This window comes from Kitasatospora sp. NPDC029312 (assembly GCF_055569215.1).
Window position 1 is genome coordinate 60577 of sequence record NZ_JBVHXY010000021.1, and the last position, 20362, is coordinate 80938.

General features: G+C 72.6%; 16 protein-coding genes and 1 pseudogene. 13 read left to right on the forward strand and 4 right to left on the reverse strand.

The window, feature by feature from the left end:
- Positions 1–59 precede the first annotated feature (59 nt).
- Positions 60–692: pseudogene (locus tag ACZ4WV_RS18945) on the forward strand (LysR family transcriptional regulator); the annotation flags it as partial.
- A gap of 202 nt (positions 693–894) precedes the next feature.
- Here the strand turns inward: ACZ4WV_RS18945 and dnaE are convergent.
- From dnaE to ACZ4WV_RS18960, 3 genes are all read right to left on the reverse strand, one after another.
- Entirely contained in the window at positions 895–4428 is a 3534-nt protein-coding gene (gene dnaE / locus ACZ4WV_RS18950; protein ID WP_465748048.1) for a DNA polymerase III subunit alpha, read from the reverse strand.
- Between the two features lie 311 nt (positions 4429–4739).
- Positions 4740–5327 carry a dienelactone hydrolase family protein gene (locus ACZ4WV_RS18955; protein ID WP_465748050.1) on the reverse strand — a complete coding sequence of 196 codons (588 nt, stop codon included), beginning with the start codon at positions 5325–5327 and terminating at the stop codon, positions 4740–4742.
- Between the two features lie 157 nt (positions 5328–5484).
- Complete coding sequence (locus tag ACZ4WV_RS18960; RefSeq protein WP_465748052.1) at positions 5485–5871, reverse strand: ArsR/SmtB family transcription factor; 387 nt, start codon at positions 5869–5871, stop codon at positions 5485–5487.
- 122 nt (positions 5872–5993) lie between these two features.
- On the opposite strand from ACZ4WV_RS18960, the gene ACZ4WV_RS18965 reads away from it, so the two are divergent.
- Positions 5994–7274, forward strand: coding sequence for an MFS transporter (locus ACZ4WV_RS18965; RefSeq protein WP_465748054.1), 1281 nt, complete (start codon positions 5994–5996; stop codon positions 7272–7274).
- Between the two features lie 204 nt (positions 7275–7478).
- On the opposite strand, the gene ACZ4WV_RS18970 is transcribed toward ACZ4WV_RS18965, so the two are convergent.
- Complete coding sequence (locus ACZ4WV_RS18970) at positions 7479–8126, reverse strand: ScbR family autoregulator-binding transcription factor (protein ID WP_465748056.1); 648 nt, start codon at positions 8124–8126, stop codon at positions 7479–7481.
- Between the two features lie 291 nt (positions 8127–8417).
- Between ACZ4WV_RS18970 and ACZ4WV_RS18975 the strand changes: the two genes are divergently transcribed.
- The 11 genes from ACZ4WV_RS18975 (at position 8418) to ACZ4WV_RS19025 (ending at position 20345) form a co-directional block, all read left to right on the forward strand.
- Positions 8418–9347 (forward strand): ScbA/BarX family gamma-butyrolactone biosynthesis protein, encoded by a 930-nt coding sequence (locus ACZ4WV_RS18975; protein WP_465748058.1) that lies wholly within the window; start codon positions 8418–8420, stop codon positions 9345–9347.
- The gene (locus ACZ4WV_RS18980) at positions 9341–10615 is read left to right on the forward strand and encodes an acyl-CoA dehydrogenase family protein (RefSeq protein WP_465748060.1); all 1275 of its coding nucleotides are present in this window, start codon (positions 9341–9343) and stop codon (positions 10613–10615) included. Before ACZ4WV_RS18975 ends, ACZ4WV_RS18980 begins: the two co-directional genes overlap by 7 nt.
- Positions 10612–11313 carry an HAD family hydrolase gene (locus ACZ4WV_RS18985; RefSeq protein WP_465748062.1) on the forward strand — a complete coding sequence of 234 codons (702 nt, stop codon included), beginning with the start codon at positions 10612–10614 and terminating at the stop codon, positions 11311–11313. The genes ACZ4WV_RS18980 and ACZ4WV_RS18985 overlap by 4 nt, the downstream gene beginning before the upstream one ends.
- Positions 11314–11378: 65 nt before the next feature.
- The gene (locus ACZ4WV_RS18990) at positions 11379–12026 is read left to right on the forward strand and encodes a TetR family transcriptional regulator (RefSeq protein WP_465748064.1); all 648 of its coding nucleotides are present in this window, start codon (positions 11379–11381) and stop codon (positions 12024–12026) included.
- 113 nt (positions 12027–12139) lie between these two features.
- Entirely contained in the window at positions 12140–13168 is a 1029-nt protein-coding gene (locus ACZ4WV_RS18995; RefSeq protein WP_465748066.1) for a LysR family transcriptional regulator, read from the forward strand.
- Between the two features lie 306 nt (positions 13169–13474).
- The gene (locus tag ACZ4WV_RS19000; protein WP_465748068.1) at positions 13475–14578 is read left to right on the forward strand and encodes an NAD(P)H-dependent flavin oxidoreductase; all 1104 of its coding nucleotides are present in this window, start codon (positions 13475–13477) and stop codon (positions 14576–14578) included.
- A 61-nt stretch (positions 14579–14639) separates the two neighbouring features.
- Complete coding sequence (locus ACZ4WV_RS19005; RefSeq protein ID WP_465748070.1) at positions 14640–15269, forward strand: YciI family protein; 630 nt, start codon at positions 14640–14642, stop codon at positions 15267–15269.
- Between the two features lie 56 nt (positions 15270–15325).
- A complete protein-coding gene (locus ACZ4WV_RS19010; RefSeq protein WP_465748072.1) occupies positions 15326–16759 on the forward strand; it encodes an FAD-binding protein in 1434 nt (477 codons plus the stop codon).
- Positions 16760–16792: 33 nt separating this feature from the next.
- Positions 16793–17728 carry a beta/alpha barrel domain-containing protein gene (locus ACZ4WV_RS19015; protein ID WP_465748074.1) on the forward strand — a complete coding sequence of 312 codons (936 nt, stop codon included), beginning with the start codon at positions 16793–16795 and terminating at the stop codon, positions 17726–17728.
- Positions 17725–18501: an alpha/beta fold hydrolase gene (locus ACZ4WV_RS19020; protein ID WP_465748076.1), complete on the forward strand. Its 777-nt coding sequence runs from the start codon at positions 17725–17727 to the stop codon at positions 18499–18501. The genes ACZ4WV_RS19015 and ACZ4WV_RS19020 overlap by 4 nt, the downstream gene beginning before the upstream one ends.
- The gene (locus ACZ4WV_RS19025) at positions 18498–20345 is read left to right on the forward strand and encodes an isocitrate/isopropylmalate family dehydrogenase (RefSeq protein ID WP_465748078.1); all 1848 of its coding nucleotides are present in this window, start codon (positions 18498–18500) and stop codon (positions 20343–20345) included. Before ACZ4WV_RS19020 ends, ACZ4WV_RS19025 begins: the two co-directional genes overlap by 4 nt.
- Positions 20346–20362: the final 17 nt, after the last annotated feature.

Consider the following 20362-nt stretch of genomic DNA (forward strand, 5'->3'; position numbering starts at 1 on the left):
CGGCGTGCCGATCACCCAGGTCCAGTTCCCATTTGTGACGCTTCTCGTAAGCTGAGCCGATGCTCGACGTCCGACGCCTGCGTCTCCTGCGCGAACTCGCCCACCTCGGCACCATCGCCGCCGTCGCCGAGGCGCTGTCCTTCAGCGCCTCGGCGGTGTCCCAGCAGCTGTCCGTCCTGGAGAAGGAGGCCGGCGTCCCGCTGCTGGAGCGCACCGGGCGGCGGGTCACCCTCACCCCGGCCGGGCGGGGCCTGGTCCGCCACGCCGAGTCCGTGCTCGCCCTGCTGGAACAGGCGGGTGCCGAACTCGCCCATGCCAGGCGGGGGTTGGCCGGTCCGCTGCGGATCGGCACCTATCCTTCGGCGGCCCGGGCGATCATCCCGGCGGTGCTCGCCGAGCTGGCTTCCTGGCACCCGGGGCTGGAGCCGATGGTCACCGAGGTCGACCCGGCCGCCGTCGGCGCGGCCCTGCGCGCGGGGGAGCTGGACGTCGCGCTGGTCCACGAGTACGACCTCGTCCCGGCCGACCCCGAGCCCGGGCTCGCGGTCACCCGCCCGGTCTTCACCGAGCCGATGTACCTGGCCGCCCGCGCCCCCGCCACCGTCGCCGAGCATCACGGCTCGCCCTGGATCATGTCCCCGCCCGGCACCCTCTGCCACACCATGGCCGTCCGCGCCTGCGAGGCGGCGGGCTTCGCGCCCCGGATCCGGCACCAGATCGACGACTTCACCACGGTGCTGGCGCTGGTGGCGCCGGCTCCCACCCGGCCATCTCGGCCTTCGTCTCGGCCCTGTACACGGCGGTGCCGCCGGGGCTGGGCGGCGGCACCTGACCGCACCGGAGCCCGGAGCCCGGGGCCCGAAGACCGGGCTCCGGGCTCCGGGCCGGGTTTCCTCAGACCGCCAGGCAGCTCGGCCCGAGCAGCTGCTTCAAGTCCCCGAACAGCGCCGGGTCGGACTTCACCCGGTGCCGGTCCAGCCGCAGCACCGTGGTCTTGTCGCGGCTCTCCAGCCGCACCCGGACCTCGGTGGTGCCCCGGTGGCTGCCCAGCACCTCGCCGAGCCGGGCCACCAGCGGCGGCGTCACCTTCCCGACCGGGATGTTGATGGTGATCGGCGCCTCGGCGTGCGCGTTCGACAGGTCGGGGACGGAGAGCTCCATGCCCATCAGCCGCGGCACGTCCTCCCGCTTGTCCAGCTTGCCGCGGACGAACACGACGGCGTCCTCGACCAGTTGGGAGGAGACCAGCTGGTAGCTCGCCGGGAAGAACATGCAGTCGATCGAGCCCGCCAGGTCCTCGACGGTGGCGATCGCCCAGGCGTTGCCCTGCTTGGTCATCTTCCGCTGGAGGCCCGAGATGATGCCGCCGATCGTGACGATCGTGCCGTCCGGGCGCTCCGCGAGGTCGGCGACCGCGCAGTCCGCCTTGTCGGCGAGCACGTGCTCGATGCCGTGCAGCGGGTGCGAGGAGACGTACAGGCCGAGCATCTCCCGCTCCTGGGTGAGCAGGAAGGACTTCTCCCACTCCTCCTCGGAGAAGACGACGTCCAGCCCGAAGCTCGGCTCGTCCGTGGTGGTGTCGCCGCCGAACAGGTCGAACTGACCCTCGGCCTCCTTGCGCTTCACGCCGACCACGTTGTCGATCATCGGCTCGAACTGCGCGCTCAGACCCTTGCGGGTGTGCCCGAGCGAGTCGAAGGCGCCCGCCTTGATCAGCGATTCGACGGTCCGCTTGTTGCAGACCACCGACTCCACCTTGTCCAGGAAGTCGGGGAACGACGAGAACTTCCCCTTGGTCTTGCGCGTCCGGATCATCGACTCGACCACCGGGCCGCCGACGTTGCGGATGGCGGTGAGGCCGAACCGGACGGTGTCGTCACCGTGCGGGGTGAAGTCCGAGTCCGACTCGTTGACGTCCGGCGGAAGGACGTTGATGCCCATCTTGCGGCACTCGTTGAGGTAGACCGCCGACTTGTCCTTGTCGTCCTTGACGGAGGTGAGCAGGCCGGACATGTACTCGGCCGGGTAGTTGGCCTTGAGGTAGGCCGTCCAGTACGAGACCAGCCCGTACCCGGCGGTGTGCGCTTTGTTGAACGCGTAGCCGGAGAAGGGGACGAGGACGTCCCACACGGCCTGGATCGCCTCGTCCGAGTAGCCGCGCTCCCGGCAGCCCTTCCGGAAGGGGACGAACTCCGCCTCCAGGATCTCCTTCTTCTTCTTGCCCATGGCCCGGCGCAGCAGGTCCGCCTGGCCGAGCGAGTAGCCGGCCAGGATCTGCGCGGCCTTCTGCACCTGCTCCTGGTAGACGATCAGGCCGTAGGTGGGCTCCAGGATCTCGCGGAGCGGCTCCTCCAGCTCCGGGTGGATCGGGGTGATCTCCTGCTGGCCGTTCTTGCGCAGGGCGTAGTTGGTGTGGGAGTTGACGCCCATCGGGCCCGGACGGTACAGCGCCAGGACGGCGGAGATGTCCTCGAAGTTGTCGGGCTTCATCAGGCGCAGCAGCGAGCGCATCGGCCCGCCGTCGAGCTGGAAGACGCCGAGCGTGTCACCGCGGGCGAGGAGTTCGTAGGTCGGCTTGTCGTCGAGGGGCAGATCAAGCAGGTTGATCTTGATGCCCTTGTTCTTCTCGATCGCCTTGACGGCGTCGTCCATGATCGTCAGGTTGCGCAGGCCGAGGAAGTCCATCTTGAGGAGGCCGAGGCCCTCACAAGTGGGGTAGTCGAACTGCGTGATGGTGACGCCGTCGGTGTGCCGGGTCCAGACCGGGATGTGGTCGGTCAGCGGCTCGGCGGACATGATGACGCCGGCCGCGTGCACGCCGGGCTGGCGGATCAGGCCCTCGATGCCGCGCGCGGTGTCGATGACCTTCTTGACGTCCGGGTCGGTCTCGTACAGGCTGCGGATCTCACCGGCCTCGCTGTACCGGGGGTGCGTCGGGTCGGTGATGCCGGAGAGCGGGATGCCCTTGCCCATGACGTCCGGCGGCATCGCCTTGGTGATCCGGTCGCCCATCGCGTACGGGTAGCCGAGGACGCGCGAGGAGTCCTTGATGGCGGCCTTCGCCTTGATGGTGCCGTACGTGACGATCATGGCGACCTTGTCGGATCCCCACTTCTCCGTGACGTACCGGATCACGTCACCGCGCCGGCGCTCGTCGAAGTCGATGTCGACGTCGGGCATGGAGATGCGCTCGGGGTTGAGGAAGCGCTCGAAGATCAGGCCGTGCGGGATGGGGTCGAGGTCGGTGATGCCCATCGCGTACGCGACCAGCGAACCGGCCGCCGAACCACGGCCCGGACCCACTGCGATGCCCTGGCTCTTGGCCCACATGATGAAGTCCGCGACCACGAGGAAGTACGCCGGGAACCCCATCTGGATGATGGTGTCCATCTCGTACTCGGCGAGCTTCTTGTGCTCCTCGTCGTACCCGTCCGGGAAGCGCCAGTCCATGCCCTCCCAGACCTTGGCCTTGAAGAAGTCCGCCTCGGACTCGTAGCCCTCCGGGATGGGGAAGCGGGGCATCAGGTTCTTGAACTGGAACATGCCCTCGGTGTCGACCCGGGAGGCGACGAGGAGCTGGCTGTTGCGGCAGCCCTCCTGCCAGGCGTCCGAGGAGTCCAGGGCGTACATCTCGGCGGCCGACTTGATGTAGTAGCCGGTGCCGTCGAAGCGGAAGCGGTCCGGGTCGGAGAGGTTCTTGCCGGTCTGCACGCAGAGCAGCAGGTCGTGGGCGCCGGCGTCGGCCTCGGTGGTGTAGTGCGAGTCGTTGGTGACCACCGGCGGGATGTTCAGCTTCCGGCTGATCTCCAGCAGCCCGTCGCGGACCCGCTTCTCGATGTCGAGGCCGTGGTCCATCAGCTCCAGGAAGTAGTTCTCCTTGCCGAAGATGTCCTGGTAGTCGGCGGCGGACTTCAGCGCCTCGTCGAACTGGCCGAGGCGCAGCCGGGTCTGCACCTCGCCGGAGGGGCAGCCGGTGGTGGCCATCAGGCCGCCGGACAGCTCGGAGATCAGCTCCTTGTCCATCCGCGGCCACTTGACCAGCCACCCCTCGGCGTAGGAGCGCGAGGTCAGCTTGAAGAGGTTGTGCAGGCCCTCCTTGTTCCGGGCCCAGATCGTCTTGTGGGTGTAGGCGCCGGACGCGGAGACGTCGTCCTTCTTCTGGTGCGGCTGGCCCCAGAGGATGCGCTTGGTGTTGGAGCGGGACTCCGGGGCGACGTACGCCTCGATGCCGATCACGGGGGTGATGCCGGCGGCGGTCGCCTGCTTGTGGAACTCCGCGGCGCCGTACATGTTGCCGTGGTCGGTCATTGCGACGTGGGTCTGACCCAGCCGTTCGACCTCCTTGAACATCTGCTTCAGCCGGGCGGCACCGTCCAGCATCGAGTACTCGGTGTGGACGTGCAGATGCGCGAACGGCTGGTCGCTCAAGGCGGGGCCTCCGGAGGCTCTGGTGCTGGTCTGGTGGGCCGGCGAACGTGCTGGTCACAGGGGATGCCCTGGAAATGGATGTGGCCCGGAACACCTCTCGGGGTCCGGACCACCTCACACGTTCACGCATCTACTCTAGCCCTCCCGAAGCCGGGCCAGACGCACCGCGGCAGCCTCCCGGACCGCCGTTTCCTCCGTCGGATCGGCCGGAGGCAGGCCGGACGCGCTCCCACCTCGGGCCGTTCCGGAGCGTGCTCGATCCCGGACAGTCGGGCACCGGGTTCACCCGAATCGGGCCGGGCCCGACCCGGTCAGGCGTCCGGCTCCGCCAGGTCCGCGAGGAAGTCGAGGGCCGCCGCCCAGGCGCGCTCGGCGGCCTCCTCGTCGTAGTCGGGCAGGTCCCGGTCGGTGAACAGGTGCCCGGCGCCCGGGTAGCGGTGCACCTCGACCTCCGCGCCCGCGCGCCGCATCCGCAGGTACCAGGCGTTCAGCCAGTCCTCCGGCTCGTACGGGTCCGGGTCCGCCATGTGCAGCTGGACGGGGATCGAGGTCGCCGCGTCCTCCCGGAGGTCGGAGGTGCCGTGCAGGAGCAGCAGGCCGCGGGCCTTCGAGTCGGCGAGCGCCAGGTTCTGGGCGACGGCACCGCCGAGCGAGAAACCGGCGTACACCAGGCCGCCCTCGGAGAGCGGGGCGACCGCGGTGACGGCCCGCTTCAGCAGTTCGTCGCTGCCGCCGATCTCCTCCTGGTAGGCGCGCGCGCCCTCGGAGTCGTCGAAGGTCCGCCCCTCGAACAGGTCCGGGGTGTGCACGGTGTGCCCGGCGTCGCGCAGCCGGCCGGCGGCGGCGTGCACGGCCGGGCGCAGGCCGTGGGCGGAGTGGAAGAGGACGATCTGGGCCACGGTTCGGGGTCCTTCACCAGACGAAGTCGGGGGTACCCACCCATGATCCCGCATCCCCGCGCAAAGCCCCCGCTTGAGCCGGGGCCCCGAAAGCCGGGCTCCGCGGAAGCCGTGGCCCCCGGCGGCTCTCGCCGCCGGGGGCCGAGCCGAGCCCCGGTCAGGCCTGCGGAGGCTGCGGCGTCCAGGCCGCGACGAGGTCGAGCAGCCCGGGGAAGCGGGCGTTGAGGTCGTCGACCCGCACGTGGCTGCGGCGCTCCAGCCCGTACTGACGCTGGCGCGTCACCCCCGCCTCGCGCAGCGCCTTGAAGTGGTGGGTGAGCGAGGACTTGGGCCGGTCGAGGCCGAACCAGCCGCAGGAGTGGTCGAAGTCCTCGGACTCCAGCAGGAGTTTGCGGACGATGGTCAGCCGCAGCGGGTCGCTGAGCGCGCCCAGCACGTTCTCCAGGCGCAGTTCCTCGATGGCCGGCTCGGCCAGCGGTTCGGGCAGGTCGGACGGCTCAGGGAGCACCTTGAAGGCGGGTGCGTCGGCCGTGGTCGTAGGCATAGGCAGCTCCTCGACTCCTCATAACTCGGTTCCTATGTAGTACGACTTGTATCGTACTGCATGCTAAGTTCGACTCGACTCGTACTGCTGGAGAGCCAACAGTCAGACCGGGAGGAACCGTCATGTCCGAGACCAGGACCGCACCCGTCCAGGCCGTCGAGGAGGTGCAGCGCACCGCGACCGCCGAGGCCACCACCATCGCCCCCGCCGCCACCAAGCCCACCGCCCCGCTGTGGTGGGTCTGGCTGGCCGCCTGGCCGGTCACCGCCGTCTTCGTCCTCTCGAACGCGGCCACGCCGCTGTACGTGCTGTGGCAGCACGACATCGGCTTCTCCAAGGGCACCCTGACCGTGGTGTTCGCCTTCTACATCGTCGGCCTGATCGGCTCGCTGCTGGTCTCCGGCGTGGTCTCCGACCGGATCGGCCGCAAGCCCGTCCTGCTCCCGGCGCTGGCCCTGGGACTCGCCGCCTGCCTGATCTTCGGAACCGCCACCAGCGTGGCCGCGCTGATCGTGGCGCGACTGTTCACGGGCATCGCGGTCGGCGCGGTGGTGTCGGCCGGCATGGCCGCCGTCACCGACGTCGCCGGGCCCGAGCGCAAGCGGATCGCCGCCCTGCTGGCCTCCTGCGCGATGGTCTTCGGCGCCGGCCTCGGCCCGCTGCTCGCCGGGGTGCTCTCCGAGCTGGTCCCCGGGCCGACGGTCACCGTGTTCGTCGTCGAGGCCGTGGTCCTGGCCACCGCCGTGCTGGTCGTGCTGCGGATGCCGGTGCGCCGTCCCGAGAGCCGCGGCAAGGGTGCCTGGATCCGGGTGCCCGGAGTCCCGAGCGGCAACGGCCGTCAACTCGCCCTCGGCATCGCGGTGTTCGCCCCCGGCATCACCGCCACCTCGTTCGTGCTCTCGCTCGGCCCCTCGCTGCTCTCCGGCCTGCTCGGCACCACCAACCGGATCGTCGCCGGGGCCATGGCCTTCGTGATGTTCCTGACCGCCACCGGCGTGCAGTTCGCCGTCCAGAAGCTGCGCCGCCGCGCCATCCTGACGGCCGGCGCGGTGAGCACCACCCTGAGCATGGTCGCGCTGATCATCGCCGTGCACTCGGAGGCGGTCGCGGTCCTGATCGTCGCCGCGCTGCTGGCCGGCGCCGGCCAGGGCATGGGGCAGCTCGGCGGCCTGTCGCTGCTCAACTCCACCATCGCGCCGCAGCGGCTCGCCGAGGCCAACGCCGCCCTGAACGTGGGCGGTTACATCCCGGCCGGCATCCTGCCCGTCTCGGCCGGCTACCTCAGCGACGCGGTGGGCCTGACCAACGGCGCCACGATCTTCGGCGCCGTGCTGACCGCCCTCGCGGTGATCGGCGGCCTGGTGGTCCTGGCGACCAAGCGCCAGGTGACGGACCCGGCCTGACCGGCCGTACGAGACGGCACGCCCTCCCGGGCGGCGGTGCACCGGCTGACCAGCGGTGCACCGCCCCCGGGCGTCCGCCGTTTCCGGGCGGGCAACACCCGCCGCCGGGGACGGGCGGCGGGCGTCCGCCGTTCAGGCGCACGGGCGGCGCGGACGGGCAGTGAGGACGGGCGGCGCGGACGGGCAGTGCGGACGGGGAAAGGCTCACTCCGTCCGCATCGCCCGGAACAGCAGACCGCTCAGATCGCGCCAGCGCGCCACCACGTCGGCCCGTCCGCTGAGCACGTCGGAGACGTGCTGCGACCCGAAGAACGCGGACACCAGCGAGCGCGCCGCCTGCGCCGGCACGACGTCGGCGCGCAGTTCGCCCGCCTCCCGCGCGGAGGTCAGCAGGGACTCCAGCAGGGCGATCCAGTCGACGTACGGAGTGGGCAGCTCGGCGTCGATCTGCGGTCGTTCGATCTGCAGCCGGGCACCCGCCTGGACGATCACGTCGTCCTGGAACGCGACGGCGGCCCGGTCCAGCATCCGCACCGCGGTCTCCAGCGGCCCGAGCTCCTCCCGGGCGATCTCATCGAGCAGTTTCGGCCAACGTGCGTAGTGCTCCTCCACGATCGCCACGGCCAGCGCCTCCTTGGTCGGGTAGTGGAAGTACACCGCGCCCTTGGTCATCTCGACCCGGTCGGCGACGTCCTTGACCGACGTCTGACGGAAACCCCGCTCGGTGAACAGCTCGGCGGCTCCGATCAGGACCCGCTGCCGGGTCCTGGCGGAACGCTCCTGCTTGGGATCGGAACCCCTGCGAACTGGGGTTTTGGGTGCGGCGAAGGCGATGGTCTGCGGCTCCATCATGAGGAACTCTCCGTGGTCAGTCGGCGTGGCGCCGTGGTGGGGACGGCCTGCCTGCCGCGGTCGGTCGTGCTCTGTCGTGTGCGGTTCTGCTCGGCCGTGGCCGATGACAAAAATCTACCCCTCAATATTCCTTCCTGAAGGTATATTTCTCGGCGTCGCCACGTGCCGCGTCGGGACGATACCGGCGCATGGGCTGGCACGGCGAGCCAGGAGGGGGAACTGCTCATGCACGTCATGCCTGGACTTGAACTGACGACCGGCCGTCCGGGGTCGGAGCACCACTGGAGAACCATGGACTTCGGACAGCGCGTCCCACGCGCGTCCGTCCACAAGGCGGCCGACGCGGAGGTGCTGCTGACGGACGCGCGGCAGCTCGGCGACGACCGTTTCGCGCTCGCGGCCCGCTGGGACCGGGACCACTACCTCACCCACCAGGACGGCCCCGCGGCCGACCCGGTGATCCTGGCGGAGACCACCCGGCAGACCGCCATCCACCTGTCCCACCGCTTCCTCGACGTCCCGTACGGCCTGCCGTTCGTCCTGAGCGAGGCCTCCGTCGACCTGTCCGAGGAGCTGCCGCCGGTCGGCCCGCAGGGCCTCGCGGTCGGACTCGACGTCGTCTGCCGGCGCCCCGCCGAGGGCTCGCGCCGCCTGCGCCTGGAGCTGGACGCCGACGTGCTGGTCCGGCACCGGACGGTCGGGAGGACCCGGCTGTGCTGGGAGCCGATGGAGCCCGGCCGCTACGCCATGCTGCGCAGGCGCGGCGGCGGCGACCCCACCGCCGCGCCGCTGCCCGAGCCACCCGGGATCCCGCTGTCGCCGGCGGCCGTCGGCCAGCTCGCCGAACGGGACGTGCTGATCGCCACCGACCCGACACGGTGGAACGCCTGGTGGCTGCGGCTCGACCGCGACCACCCGGTGCTCTTCGACCACGAGTCCGACCACGTCCCGGGCATGGCGCTGGTGGAGGCGTTCCGGCAGGCCGGCCGGGTCGTCGCCGCGGAGCGCCGGGCGGGCGCGAGCAGCGTGACGGCGCTCGCGGTCGGGTTCACGGCCTTCGGCGAACTGGACGCTCCGGTGTCGATCACCGCCGAGCCGGCCGGACTCGGCCGCGGCGCGTTCACCCTCCGCGCCCACCAGGGCGAGCGGGAACTCGCCCACGCCACCGTCCGCTGCGGCGCGGCGGAGCCGGCCCGGGCCCTGCTGGGGACGGCGTGCTGAGCCCCTCCCCCGAAACCGCCGGTCCCCGGGCCACTCCCGGGACCACCGCCCCGGCCGACCCCCGCACCACCCTCCGGACGACCCTCCGGGCCACCGACCTGACCACCGACCTGACCGCCCCGCTGACCACCGACCTTCCGGCCACCGGCCGACCGCAGCACGGCCGGCACGCCACCGCGCCCCAGGAGGCGTTGAAACTGCTCACCGAACTCGCCCGCCGCGACTCCCCCACCACCGAGGAGCAGCGCAGGCTCACCCCCCGGGTGGCCGCCGCCCTGGCCGACGCGGGCTTCCCGCGCCACTTCGTCCCCACCCGCTGGGGCGGCGCAGCCGGGACCTTCGCCGGGCTGCTCGCCGAGGCCTCCGCCGTCGCCGAGGCCTGCGCCGCCACGGGCTGGTGCGCCGCCCTGTTCGCGGCGCACGGCCGGCTCGCCGCCTACCTGCCCGAACAGGGGCAGCGAGAGCTGTGGGCGGACGGCCCGGACGCCCGGATCGCCGCCTCGGTCGTCCCGCCGCAGGGCCGTGCCACCGAGGTGGCTGACGGCTGGCGGCTGGAGGGCGAGTGGCGCACCGCCAGCGGGGTCGACCACGCCGAGTGGGTGCTGCTGGCCTCGTGGACGCCGGGGCCGGGCGGCGTCCGGGAGCACCGGATGTTCGCCGTGCCGCGCGCCGAGCTGACCGTCCGCGACACCTGGGACGCGGTCGGCCTGCGGGGCAGCGGCAGCAACAGCGTGACGGCCGACGGGATCATCGTGCCCGCGCACCGCTCGTTCACCCTGAGCGCCCTGCTGAGCCCGCTGCCGGACGCGGCCCGCTGCCACCGGGTCCCGTACCCGATGGTCGCCGGGCTGATCTTCGCGATGCCGGTGCTGGGGGCGGCCCGGGCGGCGCTCACGGCCTGGACGGACGACTGCGGGCCGGCCGCGTCGGGCCGGCTCGGCCGGAGCCTGCTGCTGGCCGGCACGTCCGCGCGGATCCACGCGGCGGGCCTGCTGCTGGAGTGCGCCGCCGACCGCGCGGACCGGGGCCCGCTCACCCCGCTCTCGGTGGCGGAGAACCGCCGGGACGCGGCCACCGCCGCCGCCCTGTGCCGGGACGCGGTGGACGAGCTCTTCCACGCCTCGGGCCTGCGCGGCCAGTCCTCGGACAGCCGGCTGCAGCGCGCCTGGCGGGACGTCACCACCGCGGCCGGGCACGGTGCCCTGGACGTGGAGACGGCCGCCGGTGCGTACCTGGAGGCGGCCCTGGCCGACCGGGGGGCCCGATGACGGCGGCGGCCCCGTCGGTGCGCCCCGCGCTGGCCTTCTTCGACGTGGACGAGACCGTGATCGCCGAGAAGAGCCCGCTCGCCTTCTGGCAGTACTGGCAGGACCGGCACCCCGGCCGGGTCGCCGCCGACCTCCCGGACCTGTCGTCCGAGGTCGCGGCGACCGGGGACCGCGAGGCGCTGAACCGCCGGTACTACCGGCGCTACGCGGGCGTGCCGCTCGGCGAGCTGGAGGCGGCCGGGCGCAGCTGGTACCAGGAGTACCGCCGCGGCGCCGCGGCCTTCGTGCTGCCCGCCCTGGCCGCCGTCGCCGAGCACCGGGCCGCGGGCCGCGCGGTCGTGCTGGTCTCGGGCTCGATGCGCCCCCTCCTCGCCGCGCTGGCCGAGGAGTTGGGCGCCTCGGCGCTGGTCTGCACCGAGCTGCTGGTGGACGCCGCGGGGGCGCTGACCGGCGAGGTGCGCCGTCCGATGATCGGGCCGGCCAAGGCCGAGGCCGCCGTCCGGCTGATGCGCGAGCACGGCGCGGACCCGGCCGACTGCTTCGCGTACGGGGACCACGAGAGCGACCTCGCCCTGCTGCGCGCGGTGGGGCGGCCGGTGGTGGTGGGGGACTCCCCGCTGCTGAACGAGCACGCGGAACGTCTCGGCTGGCCGGTGACCCCGGCCCGCCGGGGCCCGCTGGGGGCGGAGCACGCATGATCGGTCCGGCGGGCCGGGAGGCTGCGACATCATTCCGTCCCGATGGTATGTATGTGCTCTCGCTGATGACGGAGGGTACGAACATGGCCAAGCAGGAACGGGCGCTGCGCACACGGGAGAAGGTGCTGACGGCCGCGGCGGAGGTGTTCGCCTCGCAGGGCTACAGCAGCGCCACGCTCAACGCGGTGGCGGACCGCATCGGCATGACGAAGGGCGCGCTCTACGGGCACTTCCCGTCGAAGAAGTCGCTCGCCGGTGCGCTGATCGCCGAGTCCCGGCAGACCTGGACGAGCCTGCGGGCCGAGTACGACGCGCCGGGCGCCGACGCCCGGTGCGTGCTGGAGGGCGTCGTCACGGGCTTCGCCGACCGGCTGCGGTCGGACGTACGGCTGCGGGCCGCGCTGCGGCTCGCCGCGGACTGCCCGCACCTGGCGCGGGCGCTCTCCGGCGTCCTGGCCGACATGCGCAGCACCCTGACGGAGCTGGTCCGCCGGGCCCAGCGCGACAGCGGCTTCCCCGGCCACTCGCCGCGGCTGGTCGCCGAGTTGCTGATGATCGTGATGTACGGGTTGTTGAGCGCGCCCGCCGGGTTCGCCGAGAGTGTCGGCGCGCCCGGCGGGGAGCCGCTGTGGCGGCTGCTGTTCTCGGCCCTTTCGGCCGGCGGACGGCCGGATTCCGCCGCCGGAGGCAACGGCGCCGTTTCGGGCCGGTAAAACATACCTTCTGGAACGAATTCTTGTGTCATGCTGGCTCCGGGCCTCGACGGGGCGCGGGTCGGCAGGGCGCATCCCTGCTCGGCAGGGCAACGACGCTTGGGAGGAAGCCGATGAGCGTGCTGGACGAGTGGACGGGCCGACGCACCTCGACACGCACGGGCCTCGCCGCCCCCGGACCGGATCCGGACGACGACGCCCTGCTCCGCGCGATGACCGACGCACGGGACGTCGACGATTTCGACATGCGACACCTCCGGTATTTCCTGACCGTGGTCCGCGCCGGCACCGTTTCGGCCGCCGCCCAGGAACTCCGGATCTCCCAGCCGAGCCTCAGCCAGCAAATTCGGCGGCTGGAACAGAGAATCGGCGCCGCCCTGTTCATCCGGAGTTCCCGCGGCGTTGAACTGACGGCCGGCGGCCGGGCATTCCTCCGGGAGATCCAGGGAATTCCCGGCCAACTCCGCTCGGCCATCGCCGCCGTCGCCCCCGCGCCCCAGGTCTGGCAGGTCGGGGTGTGCGGCGGAGTCCCCGCGGACGTCCTCATCGAAGTGCAGCACGGGCTCTCCGGCCGCCGCACGAGCGGCGGCCACCAGCACGGCGCGAAACTGCGGATGCGCTCGGTGGACGTGGCGGACCAGGGCGAACTGCTGCGACACGGCGAGATCGCCTTCGGCATCGTGCGCCTGCCGGTCGCGATGCCGCACGTGGTGTGCGCGGTGGTGCGGGACGAACCGCTCGGCGTCGTGCTGGCGCGCGAGCACCCGCTCGCCGCGAGAACGGAGCTGACCTTGCGGGACCTCACCCGGCAGCGCCTGCTCTGGTACGACGAGGGCTGCGCGCCCGGGTTCGCCCAGTCCGTACCGGCACACCTGGCCCGGCTCGGCTGGAACTCCGTGCTGCACCCGGTCGACCAGGACCAGCACGCCCTCTTCCTGCACGCGCTGCGGACCACCCCGGACCTGGTGGCCCTGCGCCCGCGGCGCGCCGTGGAGGGGGAGCCGCACCTGGTCTGGCGGCCACTGCCGGCCGCCCGTCCGCCACGCGAGCGCCTCGCCGTCACCGCGCTGCGCGACGGCCACACCGCCCGCGTCCTCCAGGAGGTGGCCACCGAGCGCGGCTGGCTCTTCCTCACCGACTGATCCCCCCCCCCCGCTGATCCCGCGCCCCCGCGCGCGGGACCGCCTGACCGGCGTGCGATCCGGGTCTCCCCCGAACCCGGATCGCACGCCTTTTCGTTTCCCCGCACACTCGATGTGCAGCCGGTATAGCACCCCCTTATGGCAGTCACACGGTTTACGTCTTGGACGCCGTTCGAATACCGCGGCTAATGTCTTCACCAGAGCGCAGCACGAACAACACACCGCGCCGGGACGCCTCGACGCAACGCGGCGCCGCACAGCTCACGCACCACGCGGGCTCCTTCCGAAACGGCTCCGATCCGTGGAATGCCCCGCCGCCACCGCGCGGAATTCACCGTCGAATTCAGCCGCGCCACCCCGCCCTCCTCGGCCCGCCGGGCCGGGCCGCGCCATGCCATCGAACCGGACCAAGGGAGCATCGTGATCTCGACCAAGCTGACGGAACTGCTCGGCATCGACCACCCGGTCGTCTGCGCCCCGATGGGCGGGGTGACCGGAGGCCGGCTGGCCGGCGCCGTGACGGCCGCGGGCGGCCTCGGCCTCGTCGGCGTCAGCTACGGCGACCCGGCGTTCATCGACGAGCACCTGCCGCAGGCCGCCGCGACCGGCGGCGTCTGGGGCGTCGGATGCGTCATGTTCACCTTCGACGAGCGGCCCGGCCTGTGGGAGAAGGTCCTCGGCTACGCCCCGCCGGTGGTCGAGCTCTCCTTCGGCAGCGCGACCCAGGTGCAGAAGTACGTGGCCTCCGCGACCGAGGCCGGCTCCAAGGTCGTCGTCCAGGTGCACGACCCCGACCAGGCCGCCATCGCCCTGCGGGCCGGGGCCCATGTGATCGTCGCCCAGGGCGCCGAGGCCGGCGGCCACCACGCCTCCCGCGCCACCCTGCCCCTGATCCCCGCCGTCCTGGACGTCACCCGGGGCCGGGTGCCGGTGGTCGCCGCCGGTGGCTTCGCGGACGGCCGCGGCCTCGCGGCGGCCCTCGCCCTCGGCGCCGACGGCGTGATGATGGGCACCCGGTTCGCCGCCACCGAGGAGTCGCTGGCCTCCGCCGGCTTCAGGTCCCACCTGCTCTCGGCCCGCACCGCGGACACCGTCAACACCCGCTCCTTCGACGTCGTGCGCGGCATCCCGTGGGACGAGGTCTACACCGCCCGCGCCGTCGTCAACGACTTCACCCGCACCTGGACCGGCCGGGACGCCGAACTGGCCGCCCGCCGGGGCGAGATCGAGCCCGCGTGGAACGCCGCCGTCGCCCGCGACGACACCACCCAGCGCGCCATGCTCGTCGGCGAGAACGTCGACCAGATCCAGGACATCCAGCCCGCCGCCCAGGTCGTCCACGGCGTGGTGGCCGACGCGGAGCGGATCCTCTCCGAGCTGTCCCGGCGCCTCGGCGCCCCCACCGCCTGAGCCCGCCCCCAGCCCCATCCCCAGCGGCCCGGCCCGACATGCGAGGCCCAAGGCCCGTTCCGTGCACGCCCGTTCCGTCCACACCCACCCGGAGGTCCCGTTGATCCACGTCCTGACCCTCACGTACCTGACCCCGCGTGAGACCGTCCTCGCCCACATGGCCGAGCACAAGGCCTGGCTGCGCGAGCACGCCGACCAGGGCCGCATCCTGCTCAGCGGCCCCCGGCCCGACGGCGGCGCCGTCGTCATCACCGCCGACCTCGACGACATCGAGGTGCGCGAGCTCATCGAGAGCGACCCGTGGCACAAGCTGGGCATCGCCTCGTACGCCCAGCTCTCCTTCGAGGGCCGCAACGCGAGCCCCGGCGTGATCACCTCCCCCGTCCAGGACGACGGCGTGCTGCTGATCAACGTGGCCACCACCGACGACGCTCCCGCCAGCGTGGAAGCGCTCGCCTCGGCCGTCGACCACGTCGCCGCCACCGCCGACGGCTTCCGCGGCTCGCGCCTGCTGACCAGCGTCGACGGCGACGCCATGGTCAACTTCGCGGCCTGGTCCAGCCAGGCCGAGTTCGACGCGATCTTCCAGGACCCGGAGTTCATGCGCCGCTACCAGGCCTTCGCCGAGACCACCACCGGCGCCAAGTTCCGGCTCTACCGGACCAGCAGGGTCATCACGCCCAACCGCTGAGCCCGTCGAATCCCCCACACCCACACCACCCTTCAGCCCCACCCGAGGAGAAGCACATGTCCGACGCGACCACCCAGCCCCAGTACGACCTCATCGTCGTCGGCTTCGGCGCCGCCGGCCTGTCCGCCGCGCTGACCTACGCCGAGGCCACCGAGGGTCGCCCGACCCCGGCGAAGATCGCGATCCTGGAGCGCTCCAGCCAGGAGGACCGCGGCGGCGCCACCCGCTGGACCGGCGCCTTCCTGCGGATCGACGAGGACCGGCAGCTGGACACCGACTGGGCCGAGCACGTCAGCCGGGTCTCCGGCGGCCTCGCCGACATCGAGTACTGCCGCACCGTCGAGCGCGAGACCAAGCAGACCCTGGAGTTCGTCGAGAAGCACGGCGTCGAGATCGCCTTCGAGCACTTCCCGCTGCCGCACACCTTCGCCGCCGGCCGGCCGTCGATGGCCAAGCCCGCCAGCCCCCGCGGCGGCGGCGCCTCGATCGTCGAGCACCTCGGCTCCGCCCTGGAGCAGGACCCGCGCGTCGACATCCGCTACCGGACCGAGGCCCTGCGCCTGACCACCACCGAGGACGGCACCGTCGACGGCGTGCTGGTCCGCGGCGCCGACGGCCGTACCCAGCGCCTGACCGGCCGCGCCGTCGTGCTGGCCTGCGGCGGCTTCCAGGGCAACCCGGAGATGCTCGCCCGCTACGTCGGCGAGAAGGCCTGCGACCTGCCGCTGATCGCCCCCGGCATCACCAACAACCGCGGCGACGCGCTGCGGATGGCCCTGGAGCTGGGCGCCGACACCGCCGGCCAGTTCGACGGCATCCACGCCGAGCCCGTCGACACCCGCACGACCAAGGCCGACTCGGTGCTGTACGGCTTCGCCACCGGCATCTTCGTCAACCGCAGGATGGAGCGCTTCTTCGACGAGGGCCGCGACACCTGGGACAACACCTTCGAGCACGTCGGCTACGAGATCTGGAAGAACCAGGACCAGGAGGCGTACTGGATCGCCGACGCCAAGACCCTCGCCATCCCCGGCATCATGACCTCGCTGCTCAGCGACGTACCGCCGGAGCAGGCCGACACCCTGGAGGAGCTGGCCGGCAAGCTCGGCATCGACGCCGAGGCGCTGGAGAAGACCGTCGCCGAGTTCAACGCGGCCGTCGGCCCCGGCGAGTTCGACCCGACCCGGCTGGACGGCAAGGCCACCGTCGGCATCGAGCCGAAGAAGTCCAACTGGGCCACCCCGCTGGACACCGCGCCGTTCATCGGCGTCCCGGTGACCTCCGCGATCTGCTTCACCTACGGCGGCGTCCGCACCGACCTCCACGGCCGGGTGGTCACCCCGTCCGGCGCCGCCATCCCCGGCCTGTACGCGGCGGGCGAGGCCACCGGCCTCTTCTACCACGCATACCCGCCGGCCACCTCGGTCCTGCGCTCGCTGATCTTCGGCCGCCTCGCCGCGCACCACGCGGCCGCCCAGCACCAGGCCTGAGCCACCCCAACCCAAACAGCACCTGGAGGAACCGTGAGCATCGTCAACATCGACGTCACCCTCCGTGACGGCGGCTACCGGAACGGCTTCAACTTCCCCCTGGACTACGCGCTGAAGCACGCCAAGCTCAGCGTCGAGGCGGGCTTCGACTGGATCGAGATCGCCTACCGCAAGGGCTCGCTCGTGCCGGTCCCGAACCTCGGACTCACCGGGCGCGGCGACGACGAGTTCATCGCCGCCGTCGCCCGGGAGATCGGCCCCGAGCGGGTCGCGATGATCCTGCACCCGAAGAACATCACCGAGCACGACCTGCCCGCGATGTACGCCGCCGGCGCCCGGCTGGTCCGCATCATCCTGCCGTCCAAGGGCTACCAGCTCGGCCTGGAGTACATCCGCCAGGCCAAGGAGATCGGATACACCGTCGGGGTCAACTTCGCCCGAATAAGCCAGTGGTCGGGCCGTGGCATCGTCGAAGTGGCCACCGCCGCCACCGACGCGGGCGCGGAGTTCGTCTACCTGGCCGACTCCAACGGGAGCCTGTCCCCGGTGGACACCACCGACCTCACCACCCTGACCAAGTCGGTCACCGGCGGCCCGGTCGGCCTGCACGCCCACAACAACCTGGGCCTCGCCCTGTCCAACGCGATCAGCGCGGTCGCCGCCGGCGCCACCTGGATGGACTCCTCGATCCAGGGCATGGGCAAGGGCCCGGGCAACCTGATCGCCGAACAGTGGCTGGCGCACCTCGACCGCACCGACGCCGAGGCCTCCGCCCGCCTCCACCTGGGCCACGCCCTGGAGTTGGCCGAGCTGCTGCTCGCCACCGTCCCGGAGGGCACCCCCTCCCTCCCGCTGCCGGACCTCGTCCTGGGCCGCTACGACCTGCCGGTCGAGCACCGCAAGGACGTGACGGGCGGCAGCCACCACGAGGGCATCGCCACCGCGCGCACCCTCGCCACCGTCCGGTGACGACCACCGGACGGACTGTGCCGGCGGCGGTCTACGGACCGGAGACCGCCGCCGGCGCGGCACACGCCCTCGTCCTCGCCCCCGTCACCCCGCGCTGGGACGGCGGAGCCTTCTTCACCCCCGTCACCCGGGCCCTCACCGGGGCCGGCCTGCGGGTGACGGTGGTGGACACCCTCTCCGCCCGGGACGAGGACACCCACTCGCTGGCCGCCCTCGCCGCCCGCTGGCGCGAACTCCTCGGCGAGTACGGGCCGGTGGACCTGCTCTGCGGCAACGCCCTGGGCGGAGCGGTCGCCCAGGCGCTGCTGCCCGACCTCGCCCCGCACACCGCGGCGCTGCTGGTCTCGGGCCCCGCCCGCAGCGACGCCGTCCTCGAAGCCAGGCTCGGCGAGATCGCCGACCTGGCCGCCACCGGCCGCTCCGGCGAGGCCCTGGCCCTGCTCGACCGGCGCGTCCAGCCGCACGACCGCCGCCCCGCGCCGGGGGCCGACGCCCCCGAACCGCACGACCCGGAGGCCGGGCGCCGCCTCGCCGCCGGGATGCGGATGCTGTGCGGCATCGACCTGACCGACGCGGTGCGCGCCCACCCCGGCCCGCTGCTGCAGATCGTCGGCGGTCACTCCCAGCTGGTCGGCCACCGCCACACCGCGGCGGCCGGCCACCACCGGGTGCACGTCATTCCGGGGGCCGGCATGCGCCCCCACTTCGAACGCACCGCAGAGGTGTCCGACCTGGTCGGCGCCTTCCTGCGGGAGAAGGGACTCACCACATGAAGAGCGTCGCAGTCCTCCCCGGCGACGGCATCGGACCGGAGGTCACCTCCGCGGCCCTCGACGTCGTGGACCGGCTCGGCCTCCCGCTCGACCTGCGCTTCGGCGAGATCGGCTGGGAGTGCTGGCGCCAGGAGGGCGACCCGGTCCCCCAGCGGACCTGGAAACTGCTGGAGGAGACGGACACCTGCCTGCTCGGCGCTATCACCAGCAAGCCGCTGCGCGAGGCCGAGGCCGAACTGCCCGACGGGCTGCGCGGCACCGGGCGCACCTTCGTCTCCCCGGTCATCCAGCTGCGCCAGCGGCTGAGCCTGTACGCCAACATCCGCCCGGTCACCGACCTGGTCGACGGCCGCTTCGACTTCACGGTGATCCGCGAGAACACCGAGGGCCTGTACGCCGGTTACGACTTCCACGGCCTGGACGACACGCTCTGGAACGTGGTCCGCGACCACCCCAACGCCCAGGCCTCGGGCCCCGGTTCGACCAGCGTCACGCTGCGGCTGCAGACCCGGTCCGGCATGGACCGGCTGCTGCGCCACGGCTTCGAGTACGCCCGCTCGCACGGCTACGACCGGCTCACCCTGGTCGACAAGCCCAACGTGCTGCGCCACAGCGGCAACCACCTGCGCGAGCGCCTGGAACTCATCGCGGGCGACTACCCGGAGATCGGCACCGAGATCCTCAACGTCGACGCCGTCGCCCTGTGGCTGGTCCGCCGGCCCGAGCGCTTCGGGGTGCTGGTCGCCGAGAACATGTTCGGCGACATCCTCTCCGACCTCGGCGCGGGCGTCATGGGCGGCCTCGGCCTCGCCCCCAGCGGCAACATCGGCGACCACGGCAGCTACTTCGAGCCGGTGCACGGCAGCGCCCCCGGCATGGCCGGCCAGGACCGCGCCAACCCGATGGCGATGGTGCTCACCGTCGCCCAGATGCTCGACCACCTGGGCCTGCCCGTCCCCGGTGGCGAACTCCGGGCGGCCGTGCGGGCCGTCGCCCGGCAGCGCACCACCGTCACCTACGACATGGGCGGCAGCAGCGGCACCCGCGAGGTCGCCCGGGCCGTCGCCGAACAGCTCACCGCGGACCGCTCACCCGAAGAGCACTCCGCCGAAGGGCACTCTGCCGAGGAGCGGTCCCCCAAGAACCGCGCCCCCGAGAACCACTCCCCCGAGGACGTGGTGGACCGCCTCGCCCGCCTCGACACCGCCTCCGTCTCCGACGCGCTGGACAGCCTCGGCATCGGCGGCGTGCTGGCCGGCATCGCCCCCCGGGTGCCCGGCGCCCGCGCCGCCGGCCGCGCCTTCACCGTCACCTACCAGCCCGTCGACAGCGCCGCCGACGGCTTCCGCAACGCCGCCGACTACCTGGACGACGTGCCCGAGGGCTCCTTCGTGGTGGTCGACAACGCGGGCAGCACCAGCTGCACCAACTGGGGCTCGCTGCTGACCAAACTGGCCCAGCGCCGCGGCGTGCGCGGCACCGCCCTGCACGGCTCGGCCCGCGACATCGCCGAGATCCGCGCCGCCGGGTACCCGCTGTTCAGCACCGGCGCCACCATGGTCAGCGGCAAGAACCGGGTGCAGCTCGCCGCCACCGGCCGGGACGTCGTCATCGGCGAGGTCACCGTACGGCCCGGCGACATCGTCGTCGCCGACGACAACGGAGCCCTGGTGGTCCCCGCCGAACACGCCGCCGAGGTCGCCGACCGGGCCGAACGCGTCGAGCGGACGGAGAGCGCCATCGCCGGGGCCGTCGACGCCGGCTCGCGGCTCGACGAGGCCCGCCGCCGGTACGGCTACGCCAAGCCCTGGGACGACGGCGGCGCCCAGCGGTCCCGTGCCTGACCCGGCGGGGAGCGTGG

Coding starts and splice junctions, on each gene's coding strand:
- ACZ4WV_RS19025 (WP_465748078.1), top strand. CDS start 18,498: ATGAAGAGCGTCGCAGTCCTCCCCGGCGACGGCATCGGACCGGAGGTC.
- ACZ4WV_RS19000 (WP_465748068.1), top strand. CDS start 13,475: ATGCCCCGCCGCCACCGCGCGGAATTCACCGTCGAATTCAGCCGCGCC.
- ACZ4WV_RS18970 (WP_465748056.1), bottom strand. CDS start 8,126: ATGATGGAGCCGCAGACCATCGCCTTCGCCGCACCCAAAACCCCAGTT.
- ACZ4WV_RS18965 (WP_465748054.1), top strand. CDS start 5,994: ATGTCCGAGACCAGGACCGCACCCGTCCAGGCCGTCGAGGAGGTGCAG.
- ACZ4WV_RS18985 (WP_465748062.1), top strand. CDS start 10,612: ATGACGGCGGCGGCCCCGTCGGTGCGCCCCGCGCTGGCCTTCTTCGAC.
- ACZ4WV_RS19010 (WP_465748072.1), top strand. CDS start 15,326: ATGTCCGACGCGACCACCCAGCCCCAGTACGACCTCATCGTCGTCGGC.
- ACZ4WV_RS18960 (WP_465748052.1), bottom strand. CDS start 5,871: ATGCCTACGACCACGGCCGACGCACCCGCCTTCAAGGTGCTCCCTGAG.
- ACZ4WV_RS18990 (WP_465748064.1), top strand. CDS start 11,379: ATGACGGAGGGTACGAACATGGCCAAGCAGGAACGGGCGCTGCGCACA.
- ACZ4WV_RS18975 (WP_465748058.1), top strand. CDS start 8,418: ATGGACTTCGGACAGCGCGTCCCACGCGCGTCCGTCCACAAGGCGGCC.
- ACZ4WV_RS18995 (WP_465748066.1), top strand. CDS start 12,140: ATGAGCGTGCTGGACGAGTGGACGGGCCGACGCACCTCGACACGCACG.